A 16,010-nucleotide genomic window follows, 5' to 3' on the forward strand; every position below is an offset into this window, starting at 1 on the left:
CGGAGTTTGTCAGCAGACAGCGACTCAGTGACGCTTGCGAGCGATCACGAGGGTCACGCCACCGGCCAGGGCGATGACGCCCGCGCCCGCGGCGATGGTCGCGGTGGAGCCAGTGTTCGCCAGGGTCGGGTTGGAGGCGGAGGCCGGAGCGTCGGAGTTCGCCCCGGCAGGCGCGTTCGCGCCGCGGATGCCGCCGCGCGCACTCACGGGGGCGGGGCCATTGCCGGTAGAGATCTGGCTGCGCGAGGTCACGCCGGAGCCACCGACGGTGCCGGAAGCGGCGCCAGCGCCGGCGCCCGGGTTAACAACGGGCGCCTCGGTACCGGGCTGATCGGTGCCGGGAACCTCGGCACCGGGGTTCTCAGGGCTGGGGGTCTCTCCACCGGGGGTCTCGTCGCCGGGGACCTCGGGGCTGGGGGTCTCATCGCCGGGGACCTCGGGGCTGGGGGTCTCATCGCCGGGCGTAGGCTCCTCGGGAGTGGGAGCGGAGGGCTCCTCCGCGGGCTGGCCAATGCTCGGGTTGTTCTTCACGGGGTCGCCGTTGGGCGTCTCGGCAGCGAAGGCGATGCCAGCGGAGGCAGCGATGATGCCGAGGGCCGCGGTGGCGGCGAACAGAGACGAGGTCGTCTTCTTCATTGTTTCTCCTGGAGCGGATGTGATGCGGGATGAATGCGTGACCCTGACCAATACGGGCCGCGGCATGTCACAGCGTTCTCCCTTACCCTACAACACTTCCTGACCATGGAGCAGACTTTTTCCGAAATCACACTCCGTGCCGCCAGGTATTCAGCGCCATTTGAGATCAAATACTCGGTAAGCTTCGAGTATGACAGCAGGTCAGGACCCCTGCGCTGACGCGATAAACTTGAAGATGCCTTCCATAATGAGCTGCGTCGCAATCGCCGCCAGCAGCAGACCTGAGATCTTGGTCAACAGCATGATGCCGCCGGGACCGAGCAGCCGGGAGAGCATGAGCGAGAAACGCATGGTCAGCCACATAACGACGTGCGCCAGCACGACGGCCACCACGACGGCGATCCACGAGCCGAGGTTCGATCCGGCCTGGCCGACGGCCACCATCACGGCGACGATCGATCCAGGGCCGGCGAGAAGCGGCGTCCCCAGCGGGACAAGAGCGACGTTCACGCCCTCGTCACCCGTGTCGGGAGTCGAGGAGTCGGTGCCCATGAGGAGCTCCATGGCGACGAGGAAAAGCAGCACGCCACCGGAGAGCTGGAGGGCCTCCATCGAAATGTGCAGCAGGCGCAGGATCTGCCCGCCGAGGATCGCGAAGGTCAGGATCACTCCGAAGGAGACGGAGGTCGCCTGGATGGCAGCTCGCCGCTGCTTGGGCTGAGAGTAGCGGGAGGTGAGCCCCAGGAAAATCGGCACAGTCCCGACCGGATCCATGATGACCGTCAGCGTCGTGAAGGCCGTGGCGAAAAGCGCGACGTCGAAGAGGCTCACGGACGCACCACCCCAATGCACCCCTGAGCGACGACCTCGGCGATCACGTCGGGGTCGGTCGTGTTCTCACCGATGCGGTTGGGTTTACCGGTACCGTGGTAGTCGGAGGAGCCAAACATCGCCAGGCCCATCTCGCGGGCGATACGCTCGACGTCGGCACGATCCTCGGGCCCATGGTCGCGGTGGTCGCGCTCGATACCGAAGAGGCCCGCCGCCGCCATGTCGGCGATGACGGCCTCGGGCAGCAGGCGCTGGCGCTTGCGGGCCCGGGGGTGGGCGAGGACGGGCACTCCCCCGGCCTCGCGCACGCAGCGCACGGCCTCGACCGGGTCGGGTGCCCAGTGGTGCACGTAGTAGGGGCCGGAGGGGTGCAGGGCCTCAACGAAGGCTGCGCTGCGGTCGGGGAAAGCCCCGGCGGCCACGAGCGCGTCGGCGATATGCGGGCGCCCCACGGGTCCGCCCTCGGGCGCGAAGGCGACCACGTCCTCCCAGGTGATCGGATAGTCGGCCGCGAGGTTCGCGACCATGCGCTGGGCCCGGGTTTCACGGTCCTCGCGGGTCCGGCGGAAATTCTCGACGAGGCCGGGGCTGGTCGGGTCGAAGAGGTAGGCCAGCAGGTGCACGGTAATACCCGAAGCGGAGCACGACATTTCGGCGCCACGGATGAGGCTGACGCCGGTATTCGCAACGGCAGCCGCGGCCTCGTCCCACCCGGCCGTCGTGTCGTGGTCGGTCAGCGCGATAGCGTCGAGCCCGGCCTGCGCGGCGATAGCGAGGAGCTGCGCGGGAGTGTCGGTTCCATCCGAGTACGCGCTATGAGTATGGGGATCTATTCGCTTCACCATCTGAGATTACCGCATTAATCAGATCACACCACCGCTTCGTGCAGGCTTGATCCGCGAGCGCGCCCGCCCTTGGCACAATCCCTTGATTTTGCAGCGCGCACCCACGACCACGCGCACGTTATTTCACTGACCACAGGCAGTTTTTGAGAATCCGTCCCCCTCCGGCGAGGCGCCAATCACTGTAGGAAACTGACTGAGAACGGCCGATTGGCCTCCCTCAACACCGATTGGAGTACACGCGTGTCTGACAAGGATCAGACCCAGGTGTCCACCGCGACCGACGCGGGAGACGCCGGGTACAACAAGGCTCTGAAAAACCGACATATCCAGATGATCGCCATCGGCGGTTCGATCGGCACCGGCCTGTTCCTGGGCGCCGGCGGCCGTCTGGCACAGGGCGGCCCCGCGCTGGCTTTCGCCTACGCGGTGTGTGGCGTCTTCGCGTTCCTGATGGTCCGCGCCCTCGGAGAGCTCGCGGTGCGTCGCCCTTCCTCGGGCGCGTTCGTGTCCTACGCCCGCGAGTTCCTGGGCGAGAAGGGCGCGTTCATCACCGGCTGGTTCTTCTTCCTGGACTGGGCCGTCACCGTCATGGCTGACATCACCGCCGTGGCCCTCTACATGCACTACTGGAAGATGTTCGAGGGCATCCCGCAGTGGGCGATCGCCCTCATCGCGCTGGCCCTCGTGTTCGTCCTCAACATGCTGAGCGTCAAGGCCTTCGGCGAGGCCGAATTCTGGTTCGCGATGATCAAGGTCGCGACGATCCTCATCTTCATGGCTGTCGCTATCTGGGCGATCATCACGCAGGCGCACGTCGGTGATTACTCCGCGGGTGTCCACAACATCTCCGAGTCCGGCGGCTGGTTCCCCGAGGGCCTGGCCCCCGTCTTCGCCCTGACCCTGGGCGTCGTCTTCGCCTTCGGCGGCACCGAGATGGTGGGCGTCGCGGCAGGTGAGGCCAAGGACGCCGCCACGATCCTGCCCAAGGCCATCAATTCGATGGTCGTCCGCATCTTCTTCTTCTACGTCGGCTCGGTCGTTCTCTTCGCCCTGGCGCTGCCCTACAACGCCTACTCGTCGAACGAGTCCCCTTTCACGACGTTCTTCTCCGGCATCGGCGTGCCTCACGCCGGCGACATCATGCAGGTCGTCGTCCTGACCGCGGCGCTGTCCTCCCTCAACGCGGGCCTGTACGCGACTGGCCGCACGCTGCGCTCGATGGCGCTCGTGGGTGAGGGACCGCGCTTCGCGTCCCGCCTCAACAAGCACCACGTGCCCTACGGCGGCATCATCATCACCGCGTCCCTCGGCCTGCTGGGTGTCGTACTCAACGCCTTCGTGCCCGAAAACGCCTTCAACATCGTCATGGACCTGGCGGGCATCGGCATCGCCGGCACCTGGGCGATGATCCTCATCTCGCACCTGGCGTTCCTGCGAAAGGTCAAGCGCGGCGAGGACAAGCGCCCCGAGTTCCGCATGCCCGGCGCCCCCTACACCAACTACCTGGCGCTGGTGTTCTTCGCGGTGGTCGTCGGCTCCAACGTCACCTCCGAGTCGGGCCGCTGGACCCTCGCGCTCTTCGGCGTGGTCGTCATCCTCATGGTCGCGGGCTGGTACTACGTGCGCGGGCGCGTCGGCAGCCTGACCGACGAGGCCGCCGCCTCGCTCCAGGGCGACGAGACCCTGGTGTCGGGCGACTGATCGAAAGGATTCACCGTGCGTCTTCACGTCACGTATGCCGGTGGAACCATCGGCATGGTCGACTCCCCCGAGGGCCTGCGTCCCGGCGCTGACCTGCAGGGGTGGTTCGGTTCCCAGCTCGAGGGCATCGAGCTGGCCTCGAACATCACGATGTCGACGCTGGACCCGCTCATCGACTCCTCGGAGGCCACCCCGCAGGACTGGCAGGCCATCGTCGACGACATCAACGCGCACGCGGGCCAGGCCGACGCCTTCTTAGTCCTGCATGGCACGGACACGATGGCCTACTCGGCCGCCGCCCTGTCCTACGCGCTGGCGGACCTGGGCAAGCCGGTCGTCCTGACCGGCTCCCAGTACCCGCTCGGCGTCGTCGGTTCGGACGCGTCGGCGAACGTCACCGGAGCGCTGCGCGCGGCGATTTCACCGCACGCTCAAGGCGTCATGCTCTTCTTCGGGCACAAGCTCCTGGCCGGCAACCGCGCTACCAAGACCTCGTCGTGGGCCTTCCGCGGCTTCGAGTCGCCCTCCGTGTCCCCCATGGCGCGCACGGGCGCCCCGTGGCGCTGGTACGGGGCTCCGAGCGCGGGCACCGGCTGGCAGGATCCCAGCCCCTACACGCGCCAGGATGTCGCCGTCATCGACGTGGTCCCCGGCATGAGCGCCGCGCGACTGCGCGCCATGACGACGCCCCACCCGGACGCCCTCATCCTGCGCACCTTCGGCGTGGGTAACATCCCCGCCTCCGAGCCCGGCCTCGTGGATGTCCTGGCCGAGCTCGCGCAGGCCGAGGTGCCGATCATCGTCGCCTCCCAGTGCTACCAGTCCGAGGTCATGCTCGGCCACTACGAGGCCGGCAACGCCCTGGCGCGCCTCGGCGCAATCGGTGCGCACGACATGACGCTCGAGGCCCTCTACGCCAAGACTGTCTTCCTGCTCTCGCAGGGCAAGCGCGGCGCAGACTTCAAGCGGTGGATGGATCTGTCCATCGCGGGAGAGCTCACCCTTCAGGACTGAGCCTCTTCCACCCGACACGGCCCCGGCCTCGTCCCCGGCGCACAGCGCGCCACAGGCAGACGAGGCCGGGGTTTGTCATGACCATCAAACCCGCCCGACGGGCCGAGGAGCCGTAGAATAGTGACCATGAGTGAAGAAGCCTCCCAGTCCATGGCCGATCGCGGCGAAACCCGCTCCCGTCAGCCCCAGTCCTCCGCATTCCGCGATTTCATCGGCTCCGGATGGGGGCCTCGCCCCTCCGAACTGCCCGCACGTGAGCGCGTCGCCGACTTCCTGCACGACCGCACCCTCAAGGCCGGCGCCCCATTCCCAGGCGAGCGCCTCGTCGTGCCCGCGGGCCCCTACAAGGTTCGCTCCAACGACTGCGACTACCGCTTCCGCGCGCACTCCGCCTTCGCGCACCTATCGGGCCTGGGCGGCGAAAAGGAGCCGGACACCGTCCTGGTGCTGGAGCCGAACGAGGACGGCACCCACACTCCCCTGCTCTTCTTCAAGCCCCGCGCCTCGCGTTCCTCTAAGGAGTTTTACGCGGACGCCCGCTACGGCGAATTCTGGGTGGGCGCGCGCCCCTCGCTCGAGGAGCTGAGCGCGCAGACCGGCCTCGAGACCCGCCACATCGACACCCTGCGCGACGTGCTGGCGAAGGACGCCGGGACCGTGCAGCTGCGCATCGTGCGCGGCGTCGATGGACACGTCGAGGCGATGGTGAACGAGGTGCGCGCCCAGGCCTCCCTGCCTGCGGGCGAGGACGCGCGCAAGGAGGACGAGGCCCTCGAAGAACATCTCTCGGAGATTCGCCTCGTCAAGGATGCTTTCGAGCTTGAGGAAATGATCCGTGCGGTCGAGGTCACCAAGGCCGGCTTCGAGGACATCATCCGCATCCTGCCCCGCGCCGTGGGCCACCGCCGCGGCGAGCGCGTCATCGAGGGCGCGTTTGCGGCCGTCGCCCGCGAGGAAGGTAACGGCGAGGGCTACGAGACCATCGCCGCCTCGGGCAACCACGCGAACACGCTGCACTGGATCGACAATGACGGAGAGGTCCGCGAGGGCGACCTGGTGCTCGTCGACGCCGGCGTCGAGGTCGACTCCCTCTACACGGCCGACATCACGCGCACGCTGCCCGTCAACGGCCGCTTCACCGAGGTTCAGGCCCGCGTCTACCAGGCCGTCCTCGACGCCTGCGAGGCCGCCCTGGCGCGCGCCAACCAGCCGGGCTGCCGCTTCAAGGACGTGCACGACGCCGCCATGGAGGTCATCGCCGCCCGCCTGCACGAGTGGGGCATCCTGCCCGTCACCCCCGAAGAGTCGCTGTCCCCCGAGGGCCAGCAGCACCGCCGCTGGATGCCGCACGGCACCAGCCACCACCTCGGCCTGGACGTGCACGACTGCGCCAAGGCCCGCGCCGAGCTCTACCAGGGCGCACTGCTGGAGCCGGGCATGGTCTTCACGATCGAACCGGGCCTGTACTTCCGCGCCGACGACCTGCTGATCCCCGAGGAATACCGCGGGATCGGCGTGCGCATCGAGGACGACGTCGTGGTGAACGCCGACGGCACCGTCACCCGCATCTCCGAGGACATCCCGCGCACGATTGCGGACGTCGAGGAGTGGATCGTGCGCGTTCAGGGACGCTAAGAGCGCCCCGCGCGGTTTTCTTCGCTGGAAGCGCGCCGCTCAGGAACGCTGATCCGACGCCTCGGTCTGGTCTCCCTCAGGGGACGAGGCCGGGGCGTCGTCGCGTCCTTCGGGCGCGGGCTGAGCGTGCGGCGCGCTCTGCGCCGCTCCGCTCTGCGACGCGGAGGACACCGAGGACTCAGCCCGCATGCCCTGCGGCGGTGCCACGGCCTCGTTCATGCTCGAGGCAGCCGCGGCCTGGGGCTGTGCATCCCCGCCGGGGACCGTCCCGTCCTTGGTCGCCGCGCCAAAACGCGGGCGGCCGTCGGGGAAGAAACCCACGGAATCCTTGCGGGGGCGCTCGGCCTCCGCGCGCGCACGCTTGGGGCGGGCCGTGTTGCCGGGGGTGCGCTGCAAGAGCGTGAAGGCGCGGTCGATATCCGCCGACGCCAGGATCGCGTAGCGCAGGGCCACGACCTGCTGAGAAGACACCAGGTCGCGGTTGCGCCCGCGCACGATGAACATCAGCGCGGATAGCGCCATTCCCGCCAGCGCGCCGATGACGATGCCGCCGCCGACCCACAGACCCGTCCCGCCGGCGTTCTGGCCCGCCGACATGAACATGCCCATGAGCGCGCCCCACAGCGCACCGCTGGAGGCCCCCGACAACGAGGCGCGGGCAATCGTCAGACGGCCCGTCACACGCTCAACCATGTGCAGGTCCGTCCCAACGATGGTGATCGACGATACGTCGAAGCCACTATCGGACAGGAAGTCGACCGCCGCGCGCGCCTGCGCGTAGGTCTGGTAGGAGGCGACCTCAGTACCCGTGGGCATCTGCGGTTCCATCACGACGGGCATTCTCTCTCCAATCCTCCGGGGGCAGGTGGCATGGGACTCATTGTCCCGCGGGCACCGGCTCGCCGTCACGACGCATCGAACGTCATCAGCCTAAAATGATTAGGTGAGCATTGCATCTATTGAGCTAGGCACCAAGGGTCGGCGCGTGTACATCGGAAAGCTCGCGGGCACCGGTGTTTTCGACCCTTTGGGCGACCAGGTCGGCAAGATTCACGACGTCGTTGTCATCTTTCGGCTGAAATCCGAGGCCAACGTCATCGGATTCGTCGTCGAGGTCGGCCCGCGTAAGCGCGTCTTCCTGCCGCTCACCCGCGTGACCTCGATCGAATCCGGCTCCGTCATCACCACGGGCCTGCTCAACATCCGCTCCTTCACGCAGCGCCCCATCGAAACCCTGGTGCTCTCCGAGCTCTTCGACCGCGTCGTCACCATGAACGACGGCTCCGGGCAGGTGCGCATCCTCGACGTGGCGATGCGCCAGCGCCGCCCCAAGGACTGGGTCATCTCCACCCTGCACGTCCAGCGCGTGCGCACCTCCTCGTTGGGCTTCACGCGCAGCGGCGAAACCCTCACGGTGGACGTGTCCGAGGTCTCCGGCCTGCTTAAGACCGACTCCAACCAGGCGGCCACCGCCCTGTTGCAGTACACGGAGGACATGCGCCCCGCCGACCTGGCGGACTTCATCCACGGCCTGCCTCAGGACCGCAAGATGGCGGTCGCCCAGCAGCTCACCGACGCGCGCCTCGCCGACGTGCTCGAGGAGCTGGGTAACGACGACCGAATCACCATCGTCTCGGCGATGGAGGCCGCCCGAGCCGCCGACGTTCTCGACGTCATGCAGCCAGACGACGCGGCAGACCTCGTCGCCGAGCTGCCCACCGCCAAAGCGCAGTCCCTGCTGGCCCTCATGGAGCCCGACGAGGCAGAGGACGTGCGTCGACTCATGACCTATGAGGAGTCCACCGCGGGCTCGCTCATGACGACGGAACCCGTCATCTTCGGCCCGAACGCGACCGTCGCACAGATGCTCGCTGCCGTGCGCCGCGAGGACATCCCCGCCTCGATCGCGACCGTCGCCTTCATCGCACGCCCGCCCCAGGAGACGCCAACCGGCCAGTACCTGGGTATGGTGCACATCCAACGTGCCCTGCGCGAACCCCCGCAGACCCTCCTCGGCACGATCCTGGACCGCGACATCGAATCCGTGGACCCCAACGCGCACATCGCGACCGTGACGCGTCTGCTCGCAACCTACAACCTGACGGTCCTGCCCGTCGTCGACGAGGACGGGCACTTACACGGCGCCGTCTCCGTCGACGACGTCCTCGACGAGCTGTTGCCCGAGGACTGGCGAGACTTCGACGACGACGTGACCGACCGCATGATGGCAAGGAGCATCGATGGCTGATCGCCTGGATAACCCGATTGACAAGCGTCGGTGGTTCTTCCGCCGCTCGCCGGGCGGCGGCGACGGCTTCGGCCGCTTCGCCGAGGCCACCGCCCGTTTCATGGGTTCACCAAAGTTCGTCCTCTACATGACGATCTTCGTCATCGCGTGGATCGGCGCGAACCTGATGCTCGCCGGCATCAGCGAGAAAGCCGCCTGGGACCCCTACCCCTTCATCCTCCTGAACCTCGCATTCTCGACCCAGGCCTCGTACTCAGCCCCGCTGATTATGCTCGCGCAGAACCGCCAGGACGCCCGCGACCGCGTCGTGGCCGAGCAGGACCGTCTTCGCGCGGAGCGTAACCTCGCCGACACCGAGTACCTGGCCCGCGAGATCGCCGGCCTGCGCCTGGCCCTCCAGGACGTCGCCACGCGCGACTTCGTGCGCTCTGAGCTGCGCGACATGCTCGAAGACCTGCGTGCGGAGATCGCCGCGGACGCCGCCACGGCCTCGCGCGACAAGGCAGACGCGCACGACGGCCAGGAGGCGGACGGGCGTCCTCCGACCGAGCCTCGTCCCCTAGAAGATGGGCACACCGGCCAGTAGAGTGGAGTCCATGCCAGTCACGCTCGAATCCGTCATGGAGGCTCTCGGCCAGGTCATCGACCCCGAGATCCGCCGCCCCATCACCGACCTCAACATGGTGACCCCCGACCAGGTCACCATCGACGGTTCCTCCGTCGCCGTCAAGGTCCTGCTTACCACCGCCGGGTGCCCGCTACGCACCCAGATCACCAAGGACGTCACCGAGCGCGTGAGCGCCATCGACGGCGTCGAGAACGTCACCGTCGAGATGGGCGTCATGGACGAGGCCCAGAAGAAGGCGCTGCGCGAGAAGCTCAACGGCGGTCGCCCCGAGCGCGAAATCCCCTTCTCCCGCCCCGATTCCCTCACGCGCGTCATCGCCGTCACCTCCGGCAAGGGCGGCGTCGGCAAGTCCTCCATGACCGCGAACCTGGCCGCCGCGCTGGCCGCGCAGGGCCTCAAGGTCGGCGTCATGGACGCGGACATCTACGGCTTCTCCATCCCGCGCATGCTCGGCGTGGACCACGACCCGCAGGTCATTGACGGCATGATGATCCCGCCCGTGGGCGCCGGCGGCGTCAAGGTCATCTCGATCGGCATGTTCGTGCCCGACGGCCAGGCCGTCATCTGGCGCGGCCCCATGCTCCACCGCGCCCTCCAGCAGTTCCTCGCGGACGTGTTCTGGGGTGACCTGGACGTCCTCCTCATCGACATGCCTCCCGGCACGGGTGACGTCGCCATCTCGATCGCGCAGCTGCTGCCCACCTCGGAGATCCTCGTCGTGACCACCCCGCAGGTCGCGGCCGCCGAGGTCGCCGAGCGCGCCGGCTCCATCGCCTCCCAGACGAACCAGAAGGTCATCGGCGTCGTCGAAAACATGTCCTTCCTGCCTCAGCCCGACGGCTCGCGCCTGGAGATCTTCGGCGCGGGCGGCGGCCAGTCCGTGTCCAAGCGCCTGACCGCCCAGCTGGGCTACGATGTGCCGCTGCTGGCCCAGGTGCCCCTCGACATCGCGCTGCGCGAGGGAGGCGACCGCGGCGAGCCCGTCGCCGTCGCTTCGGGTCCCGCCGCCGAGGAGCTCACGGCCCTCGCCAAGCAGCTCTCCTCGGCGCATCGCGGACTGGCGGGCCGCCCGCTCGGGGTCTCCCCCATCCAGCACTGAGCCCACGCGACTTCGCCCCGGCCTCGTCCCCACCGACGAGGCCGGGGTCCGCACGTCGGGGCGCGGCGAGAAAGCGCCCGCCGCGGCTGACCGACGGCCGCCTATCAAGGGACGTCGGCGCCGTTTTCGCGCGGACCCGGAGCGCCATCACGCCCAGGGCGCGCCTCGCCTGTACCCTGATGCGTGGAAGGGGCGCGAACGCGTGCGCGCACCTGCCCGAGGCGATCAATACTAGTGAGGAAACGGCGATGGCGGACAAGGCCCAGACCTGGGTGTACACCGAAGACTACGTGGCGGAGAGCGACGCTCTGACCGCCGCGCGCGCCGTCGCATCCGAACTGGGAGCCGCCCCCGTGTCCCCGGGAACGGGCGCCGCTCTTCGCATGCTGGCCGCCGTGGCCGGGGCGCGCGCCGTCCTCGAGGTGGGGACGGGCGCCGGAGTGTCTGGCCTGTGGCTCCTGGACGGCATGGCGCCCGACGGCGTGCTGACGACCATCGACGTCGAGTCCGAGCTGCTGGGGCACGCCCGCCGCAACTTCGCCGCCGCCGGCCTGTCCTCCCACCGCACGCGCCTGATCGCCGGGCGTGCCCTCGACGTGCTGCCTCGCATGGCCGCGCGCGGCTACGACATGGTCGTCCTGGACGGCGACCTGGACGAAACGCCCCAGTACCTGGACCACGCCGTGCGCATCCTGCGCCCCGGCGGCACCATCGCCTTCGTGCACGCCCTCTGGCACGACCAGGTCGCGGACCCCGCCCGCCGCGACGCCCGCACCGTCGTCGCCCGCGAGGTCGTCAACTACCTGCGTGAATCCGACGAGTTCGTTCCCGCGCTACTGCCCGTCGGCGACGGCCTGGCGGTCGCCGTCAAGCGGTGAACGGGCTTGTGCCCGCCCGCCTTCGGCTGCGGGATGCACGCCGACGGCACGGGCAGACACGAAAGCGGTGGGACAGGAAGGACCCGTCCCACCGCCGTTATGGTGTGTCGATTCAGATTGCCTGAGTCAGCGCTTCGGCGAGTTCGCCCGCTTCCTGCGCGCTCATCTCAATAACGAGGCGGCCGCCCCCTTCGGTGGGGATCCGCACAACAATATTGCGCCCTTCCGCGGACACGTCGAGGGGGCCATCCCCCGTGCGAGGTTTCATTGCTGCCATAGTGAGGACTCCTTCTGAGAGTACTGCCCGCACCTCCAACGGCGGGGCACCCCGTCAATCTTACCGGATAACTGCATTTTTTCCTTGACAGCTGATCAACGCTTTGGTAGAAAAAATAAGTCATACGATCAATGATGTGTGACAGTCCGGTAGTTTCTGCACTCCAGGGCCCCTCACAATGGGCGTCGAAGGACTAGTCACCCGTCGCCAGGCGCACCGCCTCCTCCGGGTCGTCAACGACGTGCAGCAGGCCAACATCTCCGGGGGCAATCATGCCGGCGTCGACCATGGAGGAGCGGATCCAGTCGACCAGACCCGACCAATAGGCAGTGCCCACGAGCACGAGCGGGAAGGAACGAGTCTTCCCGGTCTGGACCAGGGTCGCGGATTCGAAGAGCTCGTCCATGGTGCCAAAACCACCCGGCATGACGATGAAACCCTGCGAGTACTTCACGAACATGGTCTTGCGGGCGAAGAAGTAGCGGAAATTGACGCCGCGGTTGATCCACTGGTTCATGCCCTGCTCGTGCGGCAGTTCGATGCCCAGGCCCACGGACGTGCCGCCGGCCTCCCACGCGCCGCGGTTCGCCGCCTCCATCATGCCCGGGCCGCCGCCCGTGATGACCGCGTAGCCGCGCTGGACCAGCAGCTCGCCAATGCGCCGCGCACACTCGTAGAGGGGGTCGTCGGGGCGGGTGCGGGCCGACCCGAAGACGGAGATCGCGGGGCCAACCTTGGCGAGGGCCTCGAAGCCTTCGACGAACTCCGACTGGATGCGCAGGACACGCCAGGGGTCGGTGTGCTTCCAGTCGGCACTCTGCTCCGTCTGGAGGAGGGACGCGTCGGCCGTCAAGCGCGGGATCTGGTCCCCGCGCAGGACGAGGGAGCCGCGGCGGTAGGTGTTTTCGGGGGTGCTCATGGTCGGGTCCTTCCGATCGACGAGGGTGGGGCTGGCTCGGTCCGCGAGCGCGCGGGGCACTAGTGTGCAAGCACGAAGGCGCGGAGCGTGTCGTGCACCCTGACGATATCCGATACGGGGGCGTGTTCGTCGCGCGTGTGCGCCAGGAGCGGGTCGCCCGGGCCGAAGTTCATGGCGGGTACTCCCACCTGCGTGAATCGCGCGACGTCCGTCCAGCCGACCTTCGCGGACAGGCGCAGCTCGGTCCCTTGCTCGGCGGCGATGCGCCTGGCGACCGTCAGGAAGCGCTCGGCGACCGGCGAGTCCGCGCCGGGCCTGGCCCCCTCACACAGGTCGTCAACTTCGATGGTCGCGCCCGTGCCCTCGAAGAGGGAGCGCACCCAGGCCAGGGCGTCATCTGCGCGCTTGGAGGGCGCGAAGCGATAGTTGAGGGTCATCGACGCGGCCTCGGGGATCACGTTGTTCGCGATGCCGCCCTCGACGCGCACGACTGAGAGGGATTCACGGAATTCGAGGCCGTCCACCAGCTCGACGGGGTTACCGTAGTCGGCGATGCGCTCGATGACGGGGGCCATGGCGTGGATCGCGTTGACGCCCATCCAGGCGCGCGCGGAATGCGCTGCTCTCCCGGGGAAGCGCGCGATGACGCGCAGCGTGCCGTTGCAGCCGCCTTCGACGTGGGCGGCGGTGGGCTCGCCCAGGAGGGCGAGGTCGCCGGCGAGCCACTGCGGGTGGTTGCGCTCGATGCGTCCCAGGCCGTTGAGGTGGGAGGCGACTTCCTCATGGTCGTAGAAGATCCAGGTGACGTCTGCCGTGAGCGCCGCGTGCTCGCCTGCCGCGATCAGCGGGCCGACCTCGCAGGCGAGGGCCAGGGCCGCCGCGCAGCCGCCGAGCATATCGACTGAGCCGCGTCCCCACACGACGTCGACGCCGTCGCGGATCTCGGTGCGCCCGGGCACGTTGTCGGCGATGGGGACGGTGTCCAGGTGCCCCGCGAGGACGACGCGCTGGGGCAGGCCCAGGCGGGTGCGCGCGCACACGGCGTCGCCGTCGCGCAGGATCTCCAGGGCGGGCACGGTTCCGAATCCGGCGGAGCGCGCCGCGGCCTCGACGGCGTCCGCCAGCGGGCCTTCCTGCCCCGACACCGAGGGAATGTCGATCATCTGGCGTGTCAGCGAAAGCGCATCCGTCAGATCCGTCAGCTGCATGTGTCCTCCTTTATCGCTGCCTCCAGGATAGCGGCGCCCTCCCCCATCTGCGTCCCGCCGCACGCTCACTCGCGGGGGCCACGGCCTCGTCGTTTCGCTCGGATTTCCGCGACCGGACGGGCGGTGTTACCCTCAGCACATGACACGCTGTGCTGACCCGTCGCTGTTCGCTGGTATTGCTTCTGTCCTCTCCGCTTCCGCGGGCGGTCGTTTCCGCCTCATCATCGGCTACGAGTCCGAGGACGGCGCGGCGCTGGCGCGCGAGGGCGCCTCGATCGTCGAGGGGAACGGAGGCCACGCGCTGCTCATGCCGCGCGCTCTGCCCGCCCCGGTCACCGCCTTCTCAGTGCGCATGGTGATGGCCGACGGCGCCGTGTACGTGACAGCCGACGGCGAGGCGCTCATCTACCTGGGGGGCCGGGCCGTCGATCGTTCGCGCGAGGGGGCACCGGCCAGCGAGACGGATCTCGCCCGCATCGACGAGGCCGTGGCGGCCTTCGCCGACGTGGCCGCCATCACCCGCGCCGACGGCGGGTGGGAGTGGGTGGGCGACGGCATGATCGACGCCTACGTGGACCGCGCGGCCTCGCGGATCGCGTCGCTGGCGCAGGGATCGAGCGCTCCCGCCGGAGTGCACGTGGACGAGGCCTCGGGGCTCTTGGCCTCTGTCCTGGAGCGCGTGGGTATCCCGGTCGTCGAGGCCGAGGCGGGTCTCAGCCTGCGCGTTCCCACCGACGGGCGCACGCTCGTCACTTCACTGCCCGCAGAGCAGGTGCGCGCAGTCTTGGCCGATGCCGCCTCAACGAACCCCGCAATTCCCTCGGGCACGGGCATGTACTGCGTCGATCCCGCCTTCGTGATGGACGCGGACGCGATCAGCGCGGGAGCGGCCCTGGCGGCGCTAACCGCCCGCTAAGAGACCACCGGAAACGAACGTGCCCCGGGGAGCAGTTCGCGTTCACGAACGGAGCTTCCCGGGGCACGACAGGCGTTGCCAGCAACGGTCACACGTCGAAGGGCGTGGAGATCACCAAGCCGCCGGTCTCGATCTGCCCAGCCATGTCGGACAGGCCCAGCTTGAGCTCGGAGGACAGCATCGGCGTGTAGGCCCCGAAGCCGGTGAGGATCACGCCGCCGGACGCGAGCGACACGGGCACGGTCGAGGCCGGGGAGCCCGCGGTGGCCTCGGCGATGAGGGTGTCCATCGCCGCAGAGTAATCGACGACGATGCCGGTCAGGACGGGCGCCCCGATTCCGGCGCGCACGTCGTCGGCGATCTGAATGTAGCTGAACGCGTCCGCGAAGGACTGGGTGTCGACCTGCTGGGCGGCCGGCGCATCCGACTGGGCGCCGGACTGGCCGGACATGACCTCGTCGGTGGACTCGGCCTCGTCGCGGGTGAGCCCCTTGAGGTCTGCCTTCGTCAGGCCCGACCAGACGAGGCGCACCAACGGGTTGGCGGCCGCGGTAACAGCTCGAGCGGCCCCGACGTTGTTCTCGCCCGCGAGGGGCACGATGATGTCCGCGCCCTGGGAGATGAAGTCGGCGGCGAGGGACTGCACCTGCTCGGCGCTGTCCGCGAAGGTGCCCTGGTTGGTGACGTTATTCCACCCGAGCACGCTGATCGACGTCCCATTAGCGAGGTTGTAGGAGTCGACGCCCTGCGCGAAGGCGTCCATCTGCGAGCTCGTCACGTTGTCGGCGGTGCCGCCGATGACGGCGAGCGTGCCCGTCGTCGTCATGCCAGCGGAGGCGTATCCGGCCAGGTAGGCGGCCTGGGAGGCGTCAACGTCGACGGTGGACCCGTTCTTGAGGGAGACGCGCGCGCCCTTCGCGTCCGTGAAGGAGGCGCCCACGAGCGCGAATCGCACCGTGGAGTTGGCGCGCGCCGCCTCGGAGATGGACGAGGCCATGGTCGAGTCCGTGCCCACGATCAGCGTGCAGCCGGAGGCCACGAGCGAGGCAGGAGCTCCCTCGCCGGACGCGGACTCGTAGGCGATGGAGGCCCTGTCGGCGGCGCCGGCGAGGGCGGTGGCGACGGGGTCGGTGGCGGGGTCAGGGTGGGCGCCCGATGTGGCGGCGCAGACCTTC

The 16,010-nt window shown here is 68.7% G+C and carries 16 protein-coding genes; 8 read left to right on the forward strand and 8 right to left on the reverse strand.

Annotated elements, in window-relative coordinates:
- Window positions 1–24 precede the first annotated feature (24 nt).
- From HMPREF1138_RS11565 to HMPREF1138_RS05740, 3 genes are all read right to left on the reverse strand, one after another.
- Window positions 25–636, reverse strand: a complete 612-nt coding sequence (locus tag HMPREF1138_RS11565; RefSeq protein ID WP_009057634.1) for an LPXTG cell wall anchor domain-containing protein — start codon at window positions 634–636, stop codon at window positions 25–27.
- 201 nt (window positions 637–837) lie between these two features.
- Window positions 838–1,467 (reverse strand): MarC family protein, encoded by a 630-nt coding sequence (locus tag HMPREF1138_RS05735; RefSeq protein ID WP_009057619.1) that lies wholly within the window; start codon window positions 1,465–1,467, stop codon window positions 838–840.
- Window positions 1,464–2,312, reverse strand: a complete 849-nt coding sequence (locus HMPREF1138_RS05740) for a PHP domain-containing protein (RefSeq protein WP_009057620.1) — start codon at window positions 2,310–2,312, stop codon at window positions 1,464–1,466. The genes HMPREF1138_RS05735 and HMPREF1138_RS05740 overlap by 4 nt, the downstream gene beginning before the upstream one ends.
- Before the next feature lie 240 nt (window positions 2,313–2,552).
- Between HMPREF1138_RS05740 and HMPREF1138_RS05745 the strand changes: the two genes are divergently transcribed.
- The 3 genes from HMPREF1138_RS05745 (at window position 2,553) to HMPREF1138_RS05755 (ending at window position 6,662) form a co-directional block, all read left to right on the forward strand.
- Window positions 2,553–4,013, forward strand: a complete 1,461-nt coding sequence (locus HMPREF1138_RS05745) for an amino acid permease (RefSeq protein WP_009057633.1) — start codon at window positions 2,553–2,555, stop codon at window positions 4,011–4,013.
- Between the two features lie 15 nt (window positions 4,014–4,028).
- Window positions 4,029–5,027, forward strand: a complete 999-nt coding sequence (locus tag HMPREF1138_RS05750) for an asparaginase (RefSeq protein WP_009057632.1) — start codon at window positions 4,029–4,031, stop codon at window positions 5,025–5,027.
- 126 nt (window positions 5,028–5,153) lie between these two features.
- A complete protein-coding gene (locus HMPREF1138_RS05755) occupies window positions 5,154–6,662 on the forward strand; it encodes an aminopeptidase P family protein (RefSeq protein ID WP_039937120.1) in 1,509 nt (502 codons plus the stop codon).
- 39 nt (window positions 6,663–6,701) lie between these two features.
- On the opposite strand, the gene HMPREF1138_RS05760 is transcribed toward HMPREF1138_RS05755, so the two are convergent.
- Window positions 6,702–7,502: a general stress protein gene (locus HMPREF1138_RS05760; protein WP_009057628.1), complete on the reverse strand. Its 801-nt coding sequence runs from the start codon at window positions 7,500–7,502 to the stop codon at window positions 6,702–6,704.
- Window positions 7,503–7,605: 103 nt separating this feature from the next.
- Between HMPREF1138_RS05760 and HMPREF1138_RS05765 the strand changes: the two genes are divergently transcribed.
- The 4 genes from HMPREF1138_RS05765 (at window position 7,606) to HMPREF1138_RS05780 (ending at window position 11,515) form a co-directional block, all read left to right on the forward strand.
- On the forward strand, window positions 7,606–8,910 hold the full coding sequence (locus HMPREF1138_RS05765; protein WP_009057615.1) for a magnesium transporter MgtE N-terminal domain-containing protein: 1,305 nt from the start codon (window positions 7,606–7,608) through the stop codon (window positions 8,908–8,910).
- Window positions 8,903–9,496 carry a DUF1003 domain-containing protein gene (locus HMPREF1138_RS05770; RefSeq protein ID WP_009057623.1) on the forward strand — a complete coding sequence of 198 codons (594 nt, stop codon included), beginning with the start codon at window positions 8,903–8,905 and terminating at the stop codon, window positions 9,494–9,496. The genes HMPREF1138_RS05765 and HMPREF1138_RS05770 overlap by 8 nt, the downstream gene beginning before the upstream one ends.
- A 10-nt stretch (window positions 9,497–9,506) precedes the next feature.
- Window positions 9,507–10,637, forward strand: a complete 1,131-nt coding sequence (locus tag HMPREF1138_RS05775) for an Mrp/NBP35 family ATP-binding protein (RefSeq protein ID WP_009057621.1) — start codon at window positions 9,507–9,509, stop codon at window positions 10,635–10,637.
- A gap of 248 nt (window positions 10,638–10,885) precedes the next feature.
- Window positions 10,886–11,515: an O-methyltransferase gene (locus tag HMPREF1138_RS05780; RefSeq protein WP_039937115.1), complete on the forward strand. Its 630-nt coding sequence runs from the start codon at window positions 10,886–10,888 to the stop codon at window positions 11,513–11,515.
- Window positions 11,516–11,627: 112 nt separating this feature from the next.
- Here HMPREF1138_RS05780 and HMPREF1138_RS10795 read toward each other — a convergent pair whose 3' ends face one another.
- The 3 genes from HMPREF1138_RS10795 to dapE all read right to left on the reverse strand — a co-directional run bounded on the left by HMPREF1138_RS10795 (window position 11,628) and on the right by dapE (window position 13,919).
- The gene (locus HMPREF1138_RS10795; RefSeq protein ID WP_009057618.1) at window positions 11,628–11,792 is read right to left on the reverse strand and encodes a DUF3117 domain-containing protein; all 165 of its coding nucleotides are present in this window, start codon (window positions 11,790–11,792) and stop codon (window positions 11,628–11,630) included.
- A gap of 193 nt (window positions 11,793–11,985) precedes the next feature.
- A complete protein-coding gene (locus HMPREF1138_RS05785) occupies window positions 11,986–12,711 on the reverse strand; it encodes a TIGR00730 family Rossman fold protein (RefSeq protein ID WP_039937118.1) in 726 nt (241 codons plus the stop codon).
- 59 nt (window positions 12,712–12,770) lie between these two features.
- Window positions 12,771–13,919: a succinyl-diaminopimelate desuccinylase gene (gene dapE / locus HMPREF1138_RS05790; RefSeq protein ID WP_009057614.1), complete on the reverse strand. Its 1,149-nt coding sequence runs from the start codon at window positions 13,917–13,919 to the stop codon at window positions 12,771–12,773.
- Window positions 13,920–14,058: 139 nt separating this feature from the next.
- On the opposite strand from dapE, the gene HMPREF1138_RS05795 reads away from it, so the two are divergent.
- Complete coding sequence (locus HMPREF1138_RS05795) at window positions 14,059–14,835, forward strand: phosphoglucomutase/phosphomannomutase alpha/beta/alpha domain I (RefSeq protein ID WP_009057624.1); 777 nt, start codon at window positions 14,059–14,061, stop codon at window positions 14,833–14,835.
- Window positions 14,836–14,923: 88 nt separating this feature from the next.
- On the opposite strand, the gene HMPREF1138_RS05800 is transcribed toward HMPREF1138_RS05795, so the two are convergent.
- Window positions 14,924–16,010: BMP family ABC transporter substrate-binding protein (locus tag HMPREF1138_RS05800; protein ID WP_009057617.1), on the reverse strand; the 1,087-nt coding region annotated here is incomplete at its 5' end.

Origin of the sequence: Actinomyces sp. ICM58 (assembly GCF_000283035.1) — a bacterium.
In the GTDB taxonomy this organism is placed as follows: Bacteria; Actinomycetota; Actinomycetes; order Actinomycetales; family Actinomycetaceae; genus Pauljensenia.

Coding starts and splice junctions, on each gene's coding strand:
- HMPREF1138_RS05770 (WP_009057623.1), top strand. CDS start 8,903: ATGGCTGATCGCCTGGATAACCCGATTGACAAGCGTCGGTGGTTCTTC.
- HMPREF1138_RS05740 (WP_009057620.1), bottom strand. CDS start 2,312: ATGGTGAAGCGAATAGATCCCCATACTCATAGCGCGTACTCGGATGGA.
- HMPREF1138_RS11565 (WP_009057634.1), bottom strand. CDS start 636: ATGAAGAAGACGACCTCGTCTCTGTTCGCCGCCACCGCGGCCCTCGGC.
- HMPREF1138_RS05795 (WP_009057624.1), top strand. CDS start 14,059: ATGACACGCTGTGCTGACCCGTCGCTGTTCGCTGGTATTGCTTCTGTC.
- HMPREF1138_RS10795 (WP_009057618.1), bottom strand. CDS start 11,792: ATGGCAGCAATGAAACCTCGCACGGGGGATGGCCCCCTCGACGTGTCC.
- HMPREF1138_RS05760 (WP_009057628.1), bottom strand. CDS start 7,502: ATGCCCGTCGTGATGGAACCGCAGATGCCCACGGGTACTGAGGTCGCC.
- HMPREF1138_RS05755 (WP_039937120.1), top strand. CDS start 5,154: ATGAGTGAAGAAGCCTCCCAGTCCATGGCCGATCGCGGCGAAACCCGC.
- HMPREF1138_RS05775 (WP_009057621.1), top strand. CDS start 9,507: ATGCCAGTCACGCTCGAATCCGTCATGGAGGCTCTCGGCCAGGTCATC.
- HMPREF1138_RS05785 (WP_039937118.1), bottom strand. CDS start 12,711: ATGAGCACCCCCGAAAACACCTACCGCCGCGGCTCCCTCGTCCTGCGC.
- HMPREF1138_RS05780 (WP_039937115.1), top strand. CDS start 10,886: ATGGCGGACAAGGCCCAGACCTGGGTGTACACCGAAGACTACGTGGCG.
- dapE (WP_009057614.1), bottom strand. CDS start 13,919: ATGCAGCTGACGGATCTGACGGATGCGCTTTCGCTGACACGCCAGATG.